The 17,561-nt window shown below is 37.5% G+C and carries 14 protein-coding genes and 5 tRNA genes; all 19 read left to right on the forward strand.

Going from position 1 to position 17,561, the window contains the following annotated elements:
- The first annotated feature begins 42 nt into the window (after positions 1–42).
- The 19 genes from FZ940_RS00175 to fusA all read left to right on the forward strand — a co-directional run bounded on the left by FZ940_RS00175 (position 43) and on the right by fusA (position 17,512).
- A tRNA-Thr gene (locus FZ940_RS00175) sits at positions 43–118 on the forward strand.
- 54 nt (positions 119–172) lie between these two features.
- Positions 173–257: transfer RNA gene (locus FZ940_RS00180), tRNA-Tyr, on the forward strand.
- Between the two features lie 7 nt (positions 258–264).
- Positions 265–341: transfer RNA gene (locus FZ940_RS00185), tRNA-Gly, on the forward strand.
- Between the two features lie 126 nt (positions 342–467).
- A tRNA-Thr gene (locus tag FZ940_RS00190) sits at positions 468–542 on the forward strand.
- A 74-nt stretch (positions 543–616) separates the two neighbouring features.
- Complete coding sequence (tuf, locus tag FZ940_RS00195; protein WP_021090663.1) at positions 617–1,816, forward strand: elongation factor Tu; 1,200 nt, start codon at positions 617–619, stop codon at positions 1,814–1,816.
- 58 nt (positions 1,817–1,874) lie between these two features.
- A complete protein-coding gene (rpmG, locus tag FZ940_RS00200; protein WP_107793184.1) occupies positions 1,875–2,033 on the forward strand; it encodes a 50S ribosomal protein L33 in 159 nt (52 codons plus the stop codon).
- Between the two features lie 13 nt (positions 2,034–2,046).
- Positions 2,047–2,122, forward strand: a tRNA-Trp gene (locus FZ940_RS00205).
- 17 nt (positions 2,123–2,139) lie between these two features.
- Positions 2,140–2,319 carry a preprotein translocase subunit SecE gene (gene secE / locus FZ940_RS00210; protein ID WP_035167317.1) on the forward strand — a complete coding sequence of 60 codons (180 nt, stop codon included), beginning with the start codon at positions 2,140–2,142 and terminating at the stop codon, positions 2,317–2,319.
- Positions 2,320–2,336: 17 nt separating this feature from the next.
- A complete protein-coding gene (nusG, locus tag FZ940_RS00215) occupies positions 2,337–2,867 on the forward strand; it encodes a transcription termination/antitermination protein NusG (RefSeq protein ID WP_021090793.1) in 531 nt (176 codons plus the stop codon).
- A gap of 10 nt (positions 2,868–2,877) precedes the next feature.
- Entirely contained in the window at positions 2,878–3,303 is a 426-nt protein-coding gene (rplK, locus tag FZ940_RS00220) for a 50S ribosomal protein L11 (protein WP_148821070.1), read from the forward strand.
- Between the two features lie 59 nt (positions 3,304–3,362).
- Positions 3,363–4,064: a 50S ribosomal protein L1 gene (gene rplA / locus FZ940_RS00225; RefSeq protein WP_107793183.1), complete on the forward strand. Its 702-nt coding sequence runs from the start codon at positions 3,363–3,365 to the stop codon at positions 4,062–4,064.
- 105 nt (positions 4,065–4,169) lie between these two features.
- Entirely contained in the window at positions 4,170–4,655 is a 486-nt protein-coding gene (gene rplJ, locus FZ940_RS00230) for a 50S ribosomal protein L10 (protein ID WP_072594865.1), read from the forward strand.
- A gap of 29 nt (positions 4,656–4,684) precedes the next feature.
- A complete protein-coding gene (rplL, locus tag FZ940_RS00235) occupies positions 4,685–5,065 on the forward strand; it encodes a 50S ribosomal protein L7/L12 (protein ID WP_021090592.1) in 381 nt (126 codons plus the stop codon).
- 118 nt (positions 5,066–5,183) lie between these two features.
- Complete coding sequence (rpoB, locus tag FZ940_RS00240; protein WP_148821071.1) at positions 5,184–9,329, forward strand: DNA-directed RNA polymerase subunit beta; 4,146 nt, start codon at positions 5,184–5,186, stop codon at positions 9,327–9,329.
- Positions 9,316–13,830, forward strand: coding sequence for a DNA-directed RNA polymerase subunit beta' (gene rpoC, locus FZ940_RS00245; protein WP_148821072.1), 4,515 nt, complete (start codon positions 9,316–9,318; stop codon positions 13,828–13,830). Before rpoB ends, rpoC begins: the two co-directional genes overlap by 14 nt.
- A 122-nt stretch (positions 13,831–13,952) precedes the next feature.
- Positions 13,953–14,342: a DoxX family protein gene (locus FZ940_RS00250; protein ID WP_084108347.1), complete on the forward strand. Its 390-nt coding sequence runs from the start codon at positions 13,953–13,955 to the stop codon at positions 14,340–14,342.
- A 131-nt stretch (positions 14,343–14,473) separates the two neighbouring features.
- Entirely contained in the window at positions 14,474–14,872 is a 399-nt protein-coding gene (gene rpsL / locus FZ940_RS00255) for a 30S ribosomal protein S12 (protein WP_148821073.1), read from the forward strand.
- Between the two features lie 78 nt (positions 14,873–14,950).
- Entirely contained in the window at positions 14,951–15,421 is a 471-nt protein-coding gene (rpsG, locus tag FZ940_RS00260; RefSeq protein WP_021090980.1) for a 30S ribosomal protein S7, read from the forward strand.
- A gap of 12 nt (positions 15,422–15,433) precedes the next feature.
- The gene (gene fusA / locus FZ940_RS00265; RefSeq protein WP_148821074.1) at positions 15,434–17,512 is read left to right on the forward strand and encodes an elongation factor G; all 2,079 of its coding nucleotides are present in this window, start codon (positions 15,434–15,436) and stop codon (positions 17,510–17,512) included.
- Positions 17,513–17,561 lie beyond the last annotated feature (49 nt).

Consider the following 17,561-nt stretch of genomic DNA (forward strand, 5'->3'; position numbering starts at 1 on the left):
TTACATTGTTTTGATATATAATTGCCACTTCACAAAATAGGTGCTGGTGTAGCTCAGTTGGTAGAGCTACTGCCTTGTAAGCAGTGGGTCGGCGGTTCAAGTCCGTTCACCAGCTCCATTTTTGTAACAGTGTTTGACCAGAAAATACCAAAATACTTTAATTAATGTTTAAGGTGAGATACTCAAGCGGCCAACGAGGGCAGACTGTAAATCTGCTGACTATGTCTTCCGTGGTTCGAATCCACGTCTCACCACCATTGTTATGCGGGAGTAGCTCAGTTGGCTAGAGCATCAGCCTTCCAAGCTGAGGGTCGCGGGTTCGAGCCCCGTTTCCCGCTCCAAAATTTGGGAAAATAAACTGGGAGCTGTATCTAGATTTTACTAAACACAGTTATTCCTTACTTTATTTTCAAAATTTTTAGTTGTTTGTATTATTTAATTGGAATCATCTCTGCCAAGCGTTTTTCGCTCATATGGCTCAGAGGTAGAGCACTTCCTTGGTAAGGAAGAGGTCGCGGGTTCAAGTCCCGCTATGAGCTCCACTGGTTAATATGATTTTATTATGATTATACAAATTTGGTAAGAAAAAAGACATATATCACATACGGAGGAAAAGATGGCTAAAGAAAAATTTTCACGTAACAAGCCGCACGTAAACATAGGTACTATTGGTCACGTAGATCATGGTAAAACTACATTAACAGCTGCAATATCTGCTGTTCTTTCACGCAAAGGACTTGCTGAGCTAAAAGATTATGATAATATTGATAATGCTCCAGAAGAAAAAGAGCGTGGTATTACAATTGCTACTTCACATATTGAGTACGAGACAGAGAAACGCCACTATGCCCACGTTGACTGCCCTGGTCACGCTGACTATGTAAAAAATATGATTACAGGTGCTGCACAAATGGATGGAGCTATTCTGGTTGTTTCTGCAGCTGATGGTCCAATGCCACAAACTAGAGAGCATATTTTATTATCACGCCAAGTTGGTGTTCCATACATTGTTGTTTTCATGAACAAAGCTGATATGGTTGATGATGCAGAGCTACTTGAATTGGTTGAAATGGAAATCCGTGAATTACTTAATGAGTATAATTTCCCAGGCGATGATACACCTATTGTTTCTGGTTCAGCACTTAAAGCTCTTGAAGAGGCAAAAGCTGGTCAAGATGGCGAATGGTCAGCAAAAATTATGGAATTAATGGATGCAGTTGATAGCTATATTCCAACTCCAGTTCGTGCAACAGATAAAGACCTTCTTATGCCAATCGAAGATGTTTTTTCGATTTCAGGTCGTGGTACAGTTGTAACTGGTAGAATCGAAAAAGGTGTTATAAAAGTTGGTGACACAATTGAGATTGTTGGTATTAAGCCAACTCAAACAACAACAGTTACTGGTGTTGAAATGTTTAGAAAAGAGATGGATCAAGGCGAAGCTGGTGATAATGTTGGCGTTCTTCTCCGTGGTACTAAGAAAGAGGATGTTGAGCGTGGTATGGTTCTTTGCAAACCTAAATCAATTACCCCTCATACAAAATTTGAAGGCGAAGTCTACATCTTGACAAAAGAAGAAGGTGGTCGCCATACTCCTTTCTTTAATAACTATAGACCACAATTCTATGTAAGAACAACTGATGTTACTGGTTCAATTACGCTTCCAGAAGGAACAGAGATGGTTATGCCAGGTGATAATGTAAGAATTTCAGTTGAGTTGATTGCTCCAGTAGCACTTGAGGAAGGCACTCGTTTCGCTATCCGTGAAGGTGGCAGGACTGTTGGTTCAGGTGTTGTTTCAAAAATACTTGGTTAATTTATAAAAAATTGTCAAAGGGAGGAGATATCCCTTTGATATCTTAATAAGGACTTATATGAGAATTAAAATTGGTTTAAGATGCTCCGAAAGTGGTGATATAAATTATACAACAACTAAAAATAGTAAAACTACAACGGATAAAGTTGAACTTAAAAAGTATTGCCCAAGATTAAAAAAACATACTATTCATAAAGAAGTTAAATTAAAAAGTTAATTAAGAAGCTATTAGGGCAATAGCTCCAACGGTAGAGCGCTGGATTCCAAATCCAATGGTTGGGGGTTCGAATCCCTCTTGCCCTGCCACGACTAAGGTTAAGATTATGGAAAAAATTATAAATTATATTAGGCTTTCTAAATTGGAAATAATGAAGGTTATCTATCCTACAAAAGAACAAATTAGAAACGCTTTTTTTGCAGTTTTTATCGTAGTTGCTGTTGTATCACTTTTTTTAGCTCTTGTTGATGTTATTATGTCCTTTGTTTTATCTAAAGTTATATGATATAAGGAAAAGAAGTAATGTCACATAAATGGTATGCTATACAGACTTACGCTGGAAGCGAAATGGCAGTAAAAAGAGGAATTGAAAATTTAGTAAAAGATCATGGAATAGAAGATCAACTAAAAGAAATTATAGTTCCTACAGAAGACGTAATAGAAATAAAAAATGGTAAGCAAAAAATCAACGAAAGAACTCTTTATCCAGGTTATGCTTTTGCATGCTTAGATCTTGATACGGCTCTTTGGCACAGGATTCAATCTTTACCAAAAGTTGGACGTTTTATTGGTGAGGCCAAAAAACCTACGCCATTATCTGAAAAAGATATAAATACTATTTTGGAAAAAGTTCAAAAAAGAGCTGCACCAAAACCTAAGATATTTTTTGAGGATGGTGAGAGTGTTCGTATAACAGAAGGTCCTTTTGCTAACTTTACAGGTATTGTGGAAGAATATGACATGATACATGGTAAACTTAGACTTAATGTTTCTATTTTTGGTAGAAGTACCCCTGTTGATATTTTGTATTCACAAGTTGAGAAGATAATTTAAGGAGCAAGAAATGGCTAAAAAAGTTATAGGTGAAATAAAATTACAAATTGCTGCAACAAAAGCAAATCCTAGTCCACCAGTTGGTCCAGCTCTTGGACAAAAAGGTGTTAATATTATGGAATTTTGTAAAGCCTTTAATGAAAGAACAAAAGACATGGTTGGATTTAATATTCCAGTTGTTATAACTGTTTATGCTGATAAAAGTTTTACATTTATTACAAAACAGCCTCCTGCTACAGATCTTATTAAAAAGGTTGCAGGTATAACAAAAGGAACTGATAATCCTTTAAAAAATAAAGTAGGCAAACTAACAAAAGCTCAAGTTTTAGAAATAGTTGAGAAAAAACTTGTTGATTTAAATACAAATGATAAAGAGCAAGCAGCTAAAATTATTGCTGGTTCAGCTCGATCAATGGGTGTCGAAGTAATAGACTAAAACCTTTACCGTCAGGTTGATTAGCAAAAGACGGAAGCAATATATATGCGGAGAAATTTATGGGAAAAACTAGTAAGAGATTTCAAGAATTGCTCAAAAAAGTAGAGCAAGATAAAATTTATAACCTTAGTGAGGCTATTGATACAGTCAAAACTCTAGCTTCTGCTAAATTTAATGAAACAGTTGAGATTGCATTAAAATTAAATGTTGATCCAAGACATGCTGATCAAATGGTTCGTGGTTCAGTAGTTTTACCAGCTGGTACAGGTAAAACTGTAAGAGTTGCTGTTATTGCTAAAGATGCTAAAGCTGATGAGGCTAAAGTAGCTGGTGCTGATATTGTTGGTGCAGATGATTTGGTCGAAGATATTCAAAAAGGTATAATGAATTTTGATGTTCTTATAGCTACTCCAAACCTAATGGGTCTCGTAGGTAAGGTCGGTAGAATTTTAGGACCAAAAGGATTAATGCCAAATCCAAAAACTGGTACAGTCACAATGGATGTTGCACAAGCTGTTAATAATGCAAAAAGTGGTCAAGTAAATTTCCGTGTTGATAAGCAAGGAAATATACATGCAGGTCTTGGTAAAGTTAATTTTACTAAAGAACAATTAAATGAAAATATTTCAACATTTATTAAAGCGATCAATAAACATAAGCCTGCAACCGCAAAGGGTAGATATGTTAAAAATGCTTCGTTGTCTTTGACAATGAGCCCATCTATAGCTCTTGATACTCAAGAAGTTATGGACTTAAAATAAAACTAAAAATTAAAATTTATATCTTAGATTGGAGATAGCCGAGGCCATTGGGCTTAATTGATTCGACCCGCTCTGCTTGAAATCGCCGGTCGGAAAGGAGAAAAAGTGACACGTAACGAAAAAACTGAAGTTGTTGCAAAATTAGAGAGTGAATTTAAAACTGCTGAAGCTATTATAGTTTGTGACTATCGTGGCCTTTCAGTAAAGAAACTTGAAGTTTTAAGAAATTCTGCTAAAGAACAAAATGTAAAAGTTCAGGTTATTAAAAATACTCTTGCAAATATTGCTCTTAAAAATTCTGATAAAGTCGGAATGGAACTCAAAGATACAAATATCTATCTTTGGAGTGAAGATCAATTAGCAGTAACTAAAGTAGCCGCAAAATTTGAAGAGTCTAATGCTGATCTTTTTAAAATAAAAACAGCTTATATTGATGGCGAAGTTGCTAGCGTTGATAAAGTTAAAGCTCTATCTAAAATGCCTAGCCGTGATGAGCTTATTGCGATGCTTTTACAAGTTTGGAATGCGCCAATTCAAAATTTTACAATTGGTTTGAATGCGCTTAAAGAGAAAAAAGAACAATCAGCTTAAATTAAATTAAAAAACAATAAGGATTAAAAATGGCAATTACTAAAGAAGATGTATTAGAGTTTATATCTAATCTTTCTGTACTTGAGCTTAGTGAACTTGTAAAAGAGTTCGAAGAGAAATTTGGTGTTAGCGCAGCTCCTGTAATGGTAGCTGGTGGTGCTGTTGCAGCAGGCGGTGCAGCAGCTGCAGCAGAGGAAAAAACAGAATTTAACATTGTTTTGGTTGATTCTGGTGATAAGAAAATCAATGTTATTAAAGTTGTTAGAGCGCTTACTGGTCTTGGTCTTAAAGAAGCTAAAGATGCAGTTGAGGGAACACCATCTGTTCTTAAAGAAGGCGTTAGCAAAGATGAGGCTGAGGCAGCTAAAAAAGAGCTTGAAGAAGCTGGTGCTAAGGTTGAACTTAAATAATTTTTTATTATTTGAGCTTAATATTTCAAGAGAGGGCAAAGGCTCTCTCTTTTTTAAATTTTAGATGCCTTGTTAAAAGGCTATACTTTTCTTTCAAAATTACCACGAGGTAGATGCAATGTTAAATAGCTTATACTCAGGAAATCGTCTTAGAGTTGACTTCTCTAATGTCGTTAAAGAGATAGACGTTCCGAACCTACTACAACTACAAAAAAAGAGCTTTGATAATTTTTTAAATCTAAATAACAATCAAACTGAAAGCGGTATCGAAAAAGTTTTTAAGTCGATTTTCCCTATACATGATCCGCAAAATCGTTTGACTTTAGAGTATGTTGGCTCAGAAATTGGAAAACCAAAATATACGATCAGAGAGTGTATAGAAAGAGGTCTTACATACTCTGTAAATTTAAAGATGAAAATACGTCTTATCGTTCATGAGAAAGATGATAAGACAGGTGATAAAGTCGGTGTTAAAGATATAAAAGAACAAGAAATTTTTATACGCGAAATTCCACTAATGACTGATAGAATTTCATTTATTATAAATGGTGTTGAGCGCGTTGTTGTAAATCAACTCCACAGAAGTCCAGGTGTTATTTTTAAACAAGAAGAGAGCGCGACTGTTGCAAATAAATTAATTTATACAGCTCAAATAATACCTGATCGTGGCTCTTGGCTACATTTCGAATATGACACAAAAGATATTTTATATGTTAGGATAAATAAACGTAGAAAAGTGCCAGTAACTATATTATTTAGGGCGCTTGGATATAAAAAGCAAGACATCATTAAGTTGTTTTATCCAATACAAAATTTAATTATTAAAAATAACAAATTCTTAACTCTTTTTAATCCTGAAGATTATTTGGGAAGAGTTGAATATGATATAAAAAACGAAGATGGAGAAATTCTTCACCAAGCGGGCAAGCGTCTTACTAAGAAAAAAGCTGACAAGTTGATCGAGGATGGAGTAAAATTTGTTGAATACCCAGTTGAAGCACTTATTGGTAGATATTTGGCAAACCCTGTAATAAATACAGAGAGTGGAGAAATTTTATATGATACACTATCTGCTCTTGACGAGAATAAACTTGCAAAGATTTTAGCTGAGTATGAAAGTATTGAGATTATAAATAACTCTGCTGCTGGTGTTGATGATGCGATTATAAATTCTTTCATAGCTGACAACGATATGCTTAAGGTTTTAAAACAAACTGAGGGCGTGGATGACGAAAATGATCTTGCGGCTATTAGAATTTATAAGGTCATGAGACCAGGAGAGCCAGTTGTTAAAGAGGCTGCAAAGAGTTTTGTAAATGATATGCTATTTAACCCTGAGAGATACGATTTAACAAAAGTTGGTCGTATGAAAATGAATCATAAGCTCTCACTTGATGTACCAGAATATGTTACTTTACTAACAAGTGAAGATATCATAAAAACTGCGAAATATCTTATAAAAGTTAAAAACGGACAAGGTCACATTGATGACCGTGACCACCTTGGTAACCGCCGTATAAGGTCAATAGGTGAGCTACTCGCTAGCGAACTTCATCTTGGTTTTGTAAAGATGCAAAAGGCAATCCGCGATAAATTTACAAGTTTAAGTAATAATACCGAAGAGATTATGCCATACGACCTTATTAACCCAAAAATGATCACAGCTACAATTATGGAATTTTTTACAGGCGGTCAGCTAAGCCAGTTTATGGATCAGACAAACCCACTTAGTGAAGTTACTCACAAGCGCCGTCTATCTGCACTTGGTGAGGGTGGTTTAGTAAAAGAACGTGCTGGATTTGAGGTGCGTGACGTTCACCCAACTCATTACGGCAGAATTTGTCCGGTTGAGACTCCAGAAGGTCAAAATATTGGTCTTATCAATACGCTTTCAACCTATGCAAAAGTGAACGATCTTGGCTTTGTTGAAGCTCCTTACAAAAAAGTTATAGATGGCAAAGTGACTGATGAGATAGTTTATTTAACGGCAACTCAAGAAGAGGGCAATGTTATAGCTCCAGCATCAACTAAACTTGATGAAAATGGACACATCGTTGAGGACTTGATTGAGGTTAGAAAAGATGGCGAGATGATGCTTGCCCGTAGAGAAGATGTTACTTTGATCGACCTTTGTTCTGGTATGATAGCTGGTGTTGCGGCTTCACTTATTCCATTCCTAGAGCATGATGATGCTAACCGTGCTCTCATGGGTTCAAACATGCAACGTCAGGCAGTGCCACTACTTCGCTCAACTGCTCCTATTGTTGGAACAGGTATGGAGAGCGTTATCGCAAGAGATGCATGGGAAAGTGTAAAAGCAAAACGTAGTGGTGTGGTTGAAAAGGTTGATAATAAAAATATATTCATTTTAGGCGAAGACGAAGCTGGTCCATATATTGATCACTACTCTTTGGAGAAAAATTTAAGAACAAACCAAAATACGACATTTTCACAACACCCGATCGTTAAAAAAGGTGATGAGATCGTTGCTAATCAAATCATAGCTGACGGTCCAAGCATGGAAAAAGGCGAGTTAGCTATCGGTAAAAACGCGCTAATCGCATTTATGCCTTGGAACGGCTACAACTACGAGGACGCGATCGTTATTAGTGAAAAAATGATACGTGAAGATGCCTTTACGAGCGTTCATATTTATGAAAAAGAGATCGAAGCTCGTGAGTTAAAAGACGGCGTTGAAGAGATAACAAAAGATATACCAAACGTCAAAGAAGAGGAGCTTATGCACCTTGATGAAAGCGGTATTGTTAAAATCGGTACAGAGATCAAGCCTGGCATGATCCTTGTTGGTAAAGTATCTCCAAAGGGCGAGGTTAAACCAACTCCAGAAGAGAGGCTATTACGCGCTATCTTTGGTGAAAAAGCCGGTCATGTCGTAAATAAATCGCTATATGCTTCGGCTTCGATGGAAGGCGTGGTTGTTGATGTTAAAATTTTCACTAAAAAAGGTTATGAAAAAGATAGCAGAACAAATAAAGCCTATGAAGAGGAGAAGACACTTTTAGAAAAGGAGCACCACGATAGACTGCTTATGCTAGATCGCGAAGAGATGCTAAAAGTTACAGCGCTTCTTTCTAAAAATCCACTAGCGAGCGATCAAGAGGTAAATAAAAAAGAGTATAAAAAAGGCTCAAAGATTAATAAGGCTGACTTTGAGAATATCAATAGATTTACCCTAAATGCTATCGTAAAGAGCTTCTCAAAAGATATCCAAAAGAAATATGATGAACTAAAAAATTACTTCCAAAATGAGAAGAAAAAGCTCAAAGAAGAGCACGACGCTAAGATAGAAATTTTAGAAAAAGATGACATTTTGCCAAGCGGAGTTGTAAAACTTGTAAAAGTTTATATAGCTACAAAACGCAAACTAAAAGTTGGCGATAAGATGGCTGGACGTCATGGTAACAAAGGTATCGTCTCAAATATCGTTAGAGAAGTCGATATGCCGTATCTTCCAAGTGGTCAGATCGTAGACATCGTACTAAATCCACTTGGTGTTCCAAGCCGTATGAACATCGGTCAAATTCTAGAGAGCCACCTTGGTCTTGTTGGCTACCGCTTAGGCGAGCAGATCAATGAAATTTTTGAGAGCAAAAAAGGCGAGTGGATAAAAGAGCTAAGAGCCAAGATGATAGAGATAGCAGGCGTTGCTAAGCTAATGGACGCTAAAAAAGCTCTTGGTAAGATGAGCGATGAGAAGCTTCTTGAGTATGCAAAAGATTGGAGTAATGGCGTAAGATTTGCAACTCCTATTTTTGAAGGCGTTAAGGCCGACGAATTTGCAAAATTATTTGAGATGGCAAAGATAGATAGCGATGGCAAGACTGAACTATATGACGGACGCACAGGCTCAAAGATAAGAGAACGCGTTAATGTTGGTTGTATGTATATGCTAAAACTTCACCACTTGGTTGATGAAAAAGTTCACGCAAGAAGTACTGGACCATACAGCCTTGTTACACAACAACCTGTCGGCGGTAAGGCGCTATTTGGCGGTCAAAGGTTTGGTGAGATGGAAGTTTGGGCACTTGAGGCTTACGGTGCTGCCCATACACTAAGAGAGATGCTAACTGTAAAATCAGACGATGTTGAGGGAAGACTTTCTGCTTACAAAGCTCTAACAAGAGGTGAAAACGTTCCTGAGACTGGTATCCCTGAGACGTTCTTTGTTCTAACAAACGAGCTAAAATCACTAGCTCTTGATGTGGAAGTATATGATGAGGATGAGACAAATGAAACTAACTAATTTAAAACCAGTTGAGATAAAAGAAGAGCATAGACCTCGTGATTTTGAAGCTTTTCAACTTCGTTTAGCAAGTCCTGAGAAGATAAAATCTTGGAGTTATGGCGAGGTTAAAAAGCCAGAAACTATCAACTACCGCACACTAAAACCTGAGCGTGATGGCTTGTTTTGTGCGAAAATTTTTGGACCGATCCGTGATTACGAGTGCCTTTGTGGCAAATATAAAAAGATGCGTTATAAAGGCATCAAGTGCGAAAAGTGCGGTGTTGAAGTAACAACATCTAAAGTTCGCCGCTCTCGCATGGGTCACATTGAGCTTGTAACTCCAGTGGCTCACATCTGGTATGTAAATTTCTTACCAAGCCGTATTGGTGCACTTCTTGGTATTAAGATGAAAGACCTTGAGCGCGTACTTTACTATGAGGCATACATTGTTGATAATGCTGGTGAGGCTTATTACGACAATGAAAATTCTAAAAAAGTTGAAAAATACGACGTTTTAAATGAAGAACAATATCAAAGCCTAGCTTCAAGATACGAAGAGACTGGTTTTACAGCTAGAATGGGTGGCGAGGTCATCTATGATATGCTAGCTGAGCTTGATTTGATGGAAATTTTAAATCAGCTAAAAGAAGAGATGGAGTCTACAAATTCTGAGGCTAAGAAAAAGACTATCGTAAAACGCCTAAAAGTTATCGAGAGCTTTTTAAATTCAGGCAACCGCCCAGAGTGGATGATGATAACAAATTTACCAGTTCTTCCACCTGATCTTAGACCGCTGGTCAGCCTTGATGGTGGTAAATTTGCTGTTTCAGACGTAAATGACCTATATCGCCGTGTAATAAACAGAAACAGTCGTCTAAAACGTCTACTTGAGCTTGACGCACCTGAGATCATTATAAGAAATGAAAAGAGAATGCTTCAAGAAGCTGTTGATGCGCTATTTGACAATGGCCGTAGAGCAAATGCAGTAAAAGGTGCAAATAAACGCCCACTAAAATCACTAAGTGAGATCATCAAAGGTAAGCAAGGCCGATTCCGTCAGAATTTGCTAGGTAAGCGTGTTGATTTCTCTGGACGTTCTGTTATTGTCGTTGGTCCAAAGCTAAAAATGGATCAGTGCGGTCTTCCAAAGAAAATGGCTCTAGAGCTATTTAAGCCACATTTACTTGCTCGCCTTGAAGAAAAAGGCTATGCGACAACTGTTAAGCAAGCTAAAAAAATGATAGAAGATAAGACAAATGAGGTTTGGGAGTGCCTAGAAGAGGTCGTTAAAGACTATCCGGTTATGCTAAACCGTGCTCCGACACTTCACAAACTTTCTATACAGGCGTTTCACCCAGTGCTTGTTGAGGGCAAGGCGATACAGCTTCACCCACTAGTTTGTGCGGCGTTCAACGCTGACTTCGACGGTGACCAAATGGCTGTTCACGTACCACTATCTCAAGAAGCTATCGCTGAGTGTAAAATTTTAATGCTTAGTTCAATGAATATCTTACTTCCTGCAAGTGGTAAGGCTATCACAGTTCCTTCACAAGATATGGTTTTAGGAATTTATTATTTAAGTCTAGAGAGAAATGACGAAAAAGGCGCAAATAAAATTTTCTCAAGCGTTGATGAAGTAATGATCGCTGAAGAGGCTAATACCCTTGGTCTTCACGCTAAAATCAAGACTATGGTTGATAACAAGATCATCTTTACAACAGCTGGTCGCTTGATCTTAAGAGCAATACTTCCTGATTTTGTTCCTGAAAATATGTGGAATAAGATCATGAAGAAAAAAGATATTGCAAATTTGGTTGATTACGTTTATAGAAATGGCGGCCTTGAAGTAACGGCTGATTTCCTTGATAAGCTTAAAAATTTAGGCTTTAGATATGCTACAAAAGCAGGAATTTCTATCTCTATCGCAGATATCATCGTGCCAGATAGCAAGCAAAAATATATCGACGAAGCTAAGAAAAAAGTTCGTGAAATTCAAAAGCAATATGGCGCTGGTCTTTTAACAGATAGTGAGAGATACAACAAGATCATTGATATCTGGACAGATACAAACAACAGCGTTGCAAGCGAGATGATGAAGCTTATCCAAAATGATAAGGGCGGATTTAACTCTATTTATATGATGGCAGACTCGGGTGCGAGAGGTAGTGCAGCGCAGATTCGCCAGCTAGCTGGTATGCGTGGTCTTATGGCAAAACCTGATGGTTCGATCATTGAAACGCCAATTATTTCAAACTTCCGTGAAGGTCTAAATATAATGGAGTACTTTAACTCAACCCACGGAGCTAGAAAAGGTCTTGCGGATACCGCGCTAAAAACTGCTAACGCTGGTTACTTAACAAGAAAGCTAATCGACGTAGCTCAAAACGTTAAAGTAACAATGCATGACTGCGGTACGCACGAGGGCGTTGAAATCACAGATATTACAGAGAGTGGCGAGCTAATAGAGAGCCTTGAAGAGAGAGTTTTAGGCCGTGTTTTAGCAGATGATGTGATCGATCCTATAACTAATGAAATTTTATTTAGCGAAGGCACATTACTTGATGAAGAAAAAGCTAGAGCTATAACTGAGGCTGGTATAAAATCAGTGAGTATTAGAACGCCTATTACTTGCAAAGCACCTAAAGGTGTTTGTGCAAAATGCTACGGCTTAAATTTGGGTGAAGGTAAACTTGTAAAACCAGGTGAAGCAGTTGGTATCATTTCAGCCCAATCTATCGGTGAGCCAGGTACACAGCTAACACTAAGAACATTCCACATTGGTGGTACGGCTTCTACTGAGCAACAAGATCGCCAAGTAATCGCCCAAAAAGAAGGTTTTATTAGATATTACAACCTTAATACTTATGATAACGGCGATAAGAAGATCGTTGCAAATAGAAGAAGTGCAGCAGTACTACTTGTTGAACCAAAGATTAAATCAACAATTGACGGCAAAATAGAGATCGAATATGCCCACGAAGATGTAAATATCGTGATAAAAGGTAAAAAAGAAGAGGTTAAATATACAATTAGAAGAAATGATCTTGCTAAACCAAATGAATTAGCTGGTGTTAGCGGAAAGATCGAAGGGAAGATGTATATACCTTATGTAAGTGGTGATAAAGTAAAAGAAAATGAAAGTATCGTTGAGATCATAAAAGAGGGTTGGAATATCCCAAATCGTATCCCATACGCTAGTGAACTTAAAATTTCAGACGGAGATCCGGTAACTCGTAAAATTTTAGCTGATGCAAATGGTGTGGTTAAATTTTTCATACTAAAAGGTGATTACCTTGATAGGGTTAAAGATATCAAAAAAGGTCACAAGGTAACTGAAAAAGGTTTCTTTGTGGTTGTTTCTGATAAAGATGGACGTGAGGCGGTTCGCCATTATATCCCAAGGAATTCTATCATCCAAGTTTCTGATAATGATGCAGTTGAGAGAGCTACTGTAGTTTCATTACCTGAAAAAGATGATAAGTTGATTATTGCTGAGTGGGACCCATACTCAACTCCAACTATTGCTGAAGAAGCTGGTGTGGTTAGCTTTGAAGATGTTGAACCAGGATATAGTGCGACTGAGCAAGCTGATGAGGCGACTGGACAAAGACGTCTTGTTATCAATGAATACTTACCAAGCGGTGTAAAACCTGCGATTATTATCGCTACTAAAAAAGGAAATTTAATCAAGTATCCGCTTGACCCAAAAACTGCGATTTTTGTCTCAAGTGGTGATGAAGTAGCTCAGGCTGATATTTTGGCTAAGACCCCAAAAGCTGTTGCTAAGTCAAAAGATATTACCGGCGGTCTTCCAAGAGTAAGTGAGCTATTTGAAGCAAGACGCCCTAAAAATACAGCTATCGTTGCAGAGATTGATGGCGTGGTTAGATTTGATAAGCCACTTCGCTCAAAAGAGCGCATAATCATCCAAGCTGAAGATGGCACAACTGCTGAGTATTTGATCGAGAAAAGTCGTCAGATCCAAGTAAGAGATGGGGAATTTGTCCATGCTGGTGAGAAACTAACTGATGGACTAATCTCAAGCCACGATATTTTAAGAATTCTTGGCGAAAAAGCGCTTCACTACTATTTGATTAGCGAGATTCAGCAAGTTTATCGCCGCCAAGGTGTTGCGATCGCAGATAAACATATCGAGATCATCGTCTCTCAAATGCTTCGCCAGGTTAAAATCGTTGATAGTGGAAATACAAATTTCATCGTTGGCGATATGGTCTCAAGAAATAAATTTAAAGAAGAGAACGAGCGTATCATGAACATGGGTGGTGAGCCAGCTATTGCTGAGCCGATCTTGTTAGGCGTTACAAGAGCAGCTATCGGAAGTGATAGTGTGATCTCTGCTGCATCGTTCCAAGAGACAACTAAAGTCTTAACAGAAGCATCGATTGCTGCTAAATTTGACTATCTTGAAGATCTAAAAGAGAACGTTATCCTCGGACGTATGATCCCAGTTGGAACTGGTTTTTATAAGGATAAAAAAGTAAAAATCAAAGAAAACTAGTCCTTTAAGCCCCTATTTTTGGGGCTTAACCTCTTTATAAAATTAAGTCAATTAAAAAATTTACAAGCTATTAACTATCACCTAATAAAATCCTTATCTTTAAATCACGTCATGGAGAATTTATGAAAAACGTTGATCTTGGACTTTTATTTATACGTTTAGGACTTGGCATCTGCCTTTTTATGCATGGTTTTGGTAAAATTTTACATGGACTTAGTGGGGTAAAAGGTATATTAGTAAATGCTGGTTTACCTGGATTTTTGGCATATTTTTCTTACCTTGGAGAGGTCTTAGCGCCAATTATGTTAATTATTGGTTTTTATTCAAGGGTAGGCGCTATCCTAGTTTTAGGTACTAGTATTACTATTTTATACTCGTACTATGGATTTGCAAATTTATTTGCATTAAACGAGGTTAATGGATTTAAATCAGAGCTTATTTACCTTTATATTACTATTTCACTTTGTATTCTTTTGATAGGTAGTGGCAAATATGCTGTCAAACAAGACTAATACAAAATAAAGACAGCAGAGTTTTTATAAAATCAAGAATTAGATGAGTAAGTCTAACTTATTAACCGTTATTTAAGTTTATTTTAAATAAAATTAGGTCTTTTTAATAAATTTAGTTGAAAGGAATTATTGTGCCAACCATAAATCAATTGGTCAGAAAAGAACGCAAGAAAGTGATTGTTAAGTCAAAATCTCCAGCGTTAAAAGAGTGCCCTCAAAGAAGAGGAGTTTGCACTAGGGTTTATACTACAACTCCTAAAAAACCAAACTCAGCTTTGAGGAAAGTTGCCAAAGTCAGGCTAACAAGCGGTTTTGAAGTCATCAGCTATATTGGCGGTGAAGGTCACAACCTACAAGAACACAGTATCGTTTTAGTTCGCGGTGGTAGGGTTAAAGACTTACCAGGTGTTAAATATCACATCGTTCGTGGTGCACTTGATACTGCTGGTGTTGCAAAAAGAACAGTTTCTCGTTCTAAATATGGTGCAAAACGCCCTAAAGCTGGCACTGCAGCTGCAACAAAAAAGTAAAAATTTAGGTTCGCAGACGTTGCTAAAATTTGCAAACGTTTGAGTAAAATTTCATAAAAATTTGAAGGAAAGATCAAAATGAGAAGAAGAAAAGCCCCTGTAAGGGAAGTCTTACCTGATCCGATTTACGGAAATAAAATAATCACTAAATTTATTAATTCTCTTATGTATGATGGCAAAAAAAGCGTCGCTACTGAGATAATGTATGGTGCTATTAAAGCCATAGAAAAGAAAAATGCTGAGGTTAAAGGCATCGACGTTTTTAACGATGCTATTGAAAATGTAAAACCTATTTTAGAAGTTAAATCACGCCGTGTTGGTGGTGCTACTTATCAAGTACCAGTTGAGGTTCGCCCAGCTCGCCAACAAGCTCTTGCTATTCGCTGGCTTATAACTTACGCTAGAAAGAGAAGCGAAAGAACTATGATAGATAAACTAGCGAATGAGCTCTTAGATGCGGCAAACTCAAAAGGTGCATCTTTCAAGAAGAAGGAAGATACTTACAAGATGGCAGAGGCTAATAAAGCATTTGCTCACTACCGCTGGTAAGAAAGAATTAGTATGGCAGAGAGAAAAACGCCTTTACATAAGGTAAGAAATATTGGTATTGCGGCTCATATTGATGCTGGAAAGACAACTACTAGTGAGAGAATTTTATTTTTTACTGGTATGAGCCATAAAATAGGCGAGGTTCATGATGGTGCTGCTACCATGGACTGGATGGAACAAGAAAAAGAGCGTGGTATTACTATTACTTCAGCTGCAACTACGGCATTTTGGAAGGGTTATCAAATAAACCTAATCGACACTCCGGGACACGTTGACTTTACTATCGAAGTTGAGCGTTCTATGCGTGTTCTTGACGGTGCTGTTTCAGTATTTTGTTCTGTTGGTGGTGTTCAACCGCAATCAGAAACTGTTTGGAGACAAGCAAATAAATATCACGTACCAAGAATCGTTTTTGTTAATAAAATGGATAGGATTGGTGCAAATTTCTTTAGAGTTGAAGAGCAGATTAGGGAAAGACTAAAAGCAAACCCAATACCTATTCAAATTCCTATAGGTGCTGAGGATAACTTTAGAGGTGTGGTTGACCTTGTAAGAATGAAAGCTTACGTTTGGAATGATGAGAAAAAGCCAACTGACTATGTTGAAGAAGAAATTCCAGCTGAAGTTAAAGATAAGGCAGAAGAATATCGTGCGAAATTAATCGAAGCAGTTTCTGAGACAGATGATAGCTTGATGGAGAAATTCTTTGCAGGTGAAGAACTAACTGAAGAAGAGATTAAAAAAGGTATAAAAGCAGGCTGCTTAAGAATGACTATCACGCCTATGCTTTGCGGAACTGCGTTTAAAAACAAAGGTATCCAACCTCTACTTGATGCAGTAGTTGATTATCTACCAGCTCCAGATGAGATCGCAGCGATAAATGGTGTTTATGAAGATGGCACTGAAGTAACTGTTGAAAGTACAGATGATGGCGAATTTGCCGCTCTTGCGTTTAAGATTATGACTGACCCATTTGTTGGACAGCTAACATTTATTCGTGTTTATAGAGGAAGCTTGGAAAGTGGTAGCTATGCTTATAATACCGTTCAAGATAGTAAAGAGAGAATCGGTCGCTTACTAAAAATGCACTCAAATAAACGTGAAGAGATTACTGAGCTTTTCGCTGGTGAGATCGGCGCTGTTGTTGGTCTAAAAAATACTCTAACAGGTGATACTCTAGCTAGTGAAAAAGATAAAGTTATTCTCGAAAGAATGGACTTTCCAGAGCCAGTTATTAGTGTTGCAGTTGAACCAAAAACAAAAGCAGATCAAGAAAAAATGGCGATCGCTCTTCAAAAACTAGCTCAAGAAGATCCAAGTTTTAGAGTTAGCACAGACGAAGAGAGCGGTCAAACTATTATTAGTGGTATGGGTGAGCTTCACCTTGAGATCATTGTTGATCGTATGCTTCGTGAATTTAAAGTTGATGCTGAAGTTGGTCAACCACAAGTTGCTTATCGCGAAACTATTCGTAAGACAGTTGAGCAGGAATATAAGTATGCTAAACAATCAGGCGGTCGTGGTCAATATGGTCACGTATTTTTACGTATTGAGCCGCTCCCAGCTGCTAGTGGATTTGAGTTTGTCAATGATATCAAAGGTGGTGTTGTTCCAAAAGAATATATTCCAGCTGTTGAAAAAGGTTGCAAAGAAGCACTTCAAAGCGGTGTTCTTGCTGGTTATCCAGTAGAAGATGTTAAAGTTACACTATTTGATGGTAGCTACCATGAAGTTGACTCATCTGAAATGGCATTTAAACTTGCTGCTTCAATGGGCTTTAAGGAAGGTGCTAGAAAAGCAGGTGCTGTTATTCTTGAACCTATGATGAAGGTTGAAGTTGAAACTCCAGAAGAGTATATGGGTGATGTTATAGGCGACCTTAATAAACGCCGTGGACAAGTAAATTCTATGGATGATAGAAATGGCGTGAAGATCATTGCTGCTTATTGTCCACTGGCTCAAATGTTTGGCTATTCAACAGATCTTCGCTCAATGACTCAAGGGCGTGCAACTTATTCAATGGAATTCGATCACTACGAAGAAGTTCCTAAAAATGTAAGTGATGAGATCATTAAAAAGAGAAATGGCTAACTACCAAAGAAGGGCAGAGTAATCTGTCCTTTAAAAATTAATTATTCTG

Origin of the sequence: Campylobacter concisus (assembly GCF_902460415.1) — a bacterium.
Classification (GTDB): Bacteria; Campylobacterota; Campylobacteria; order Campylobacterales; family Campylobacteraceae; genus Campylobacter_A; species Campylobacter_A concisus_Y.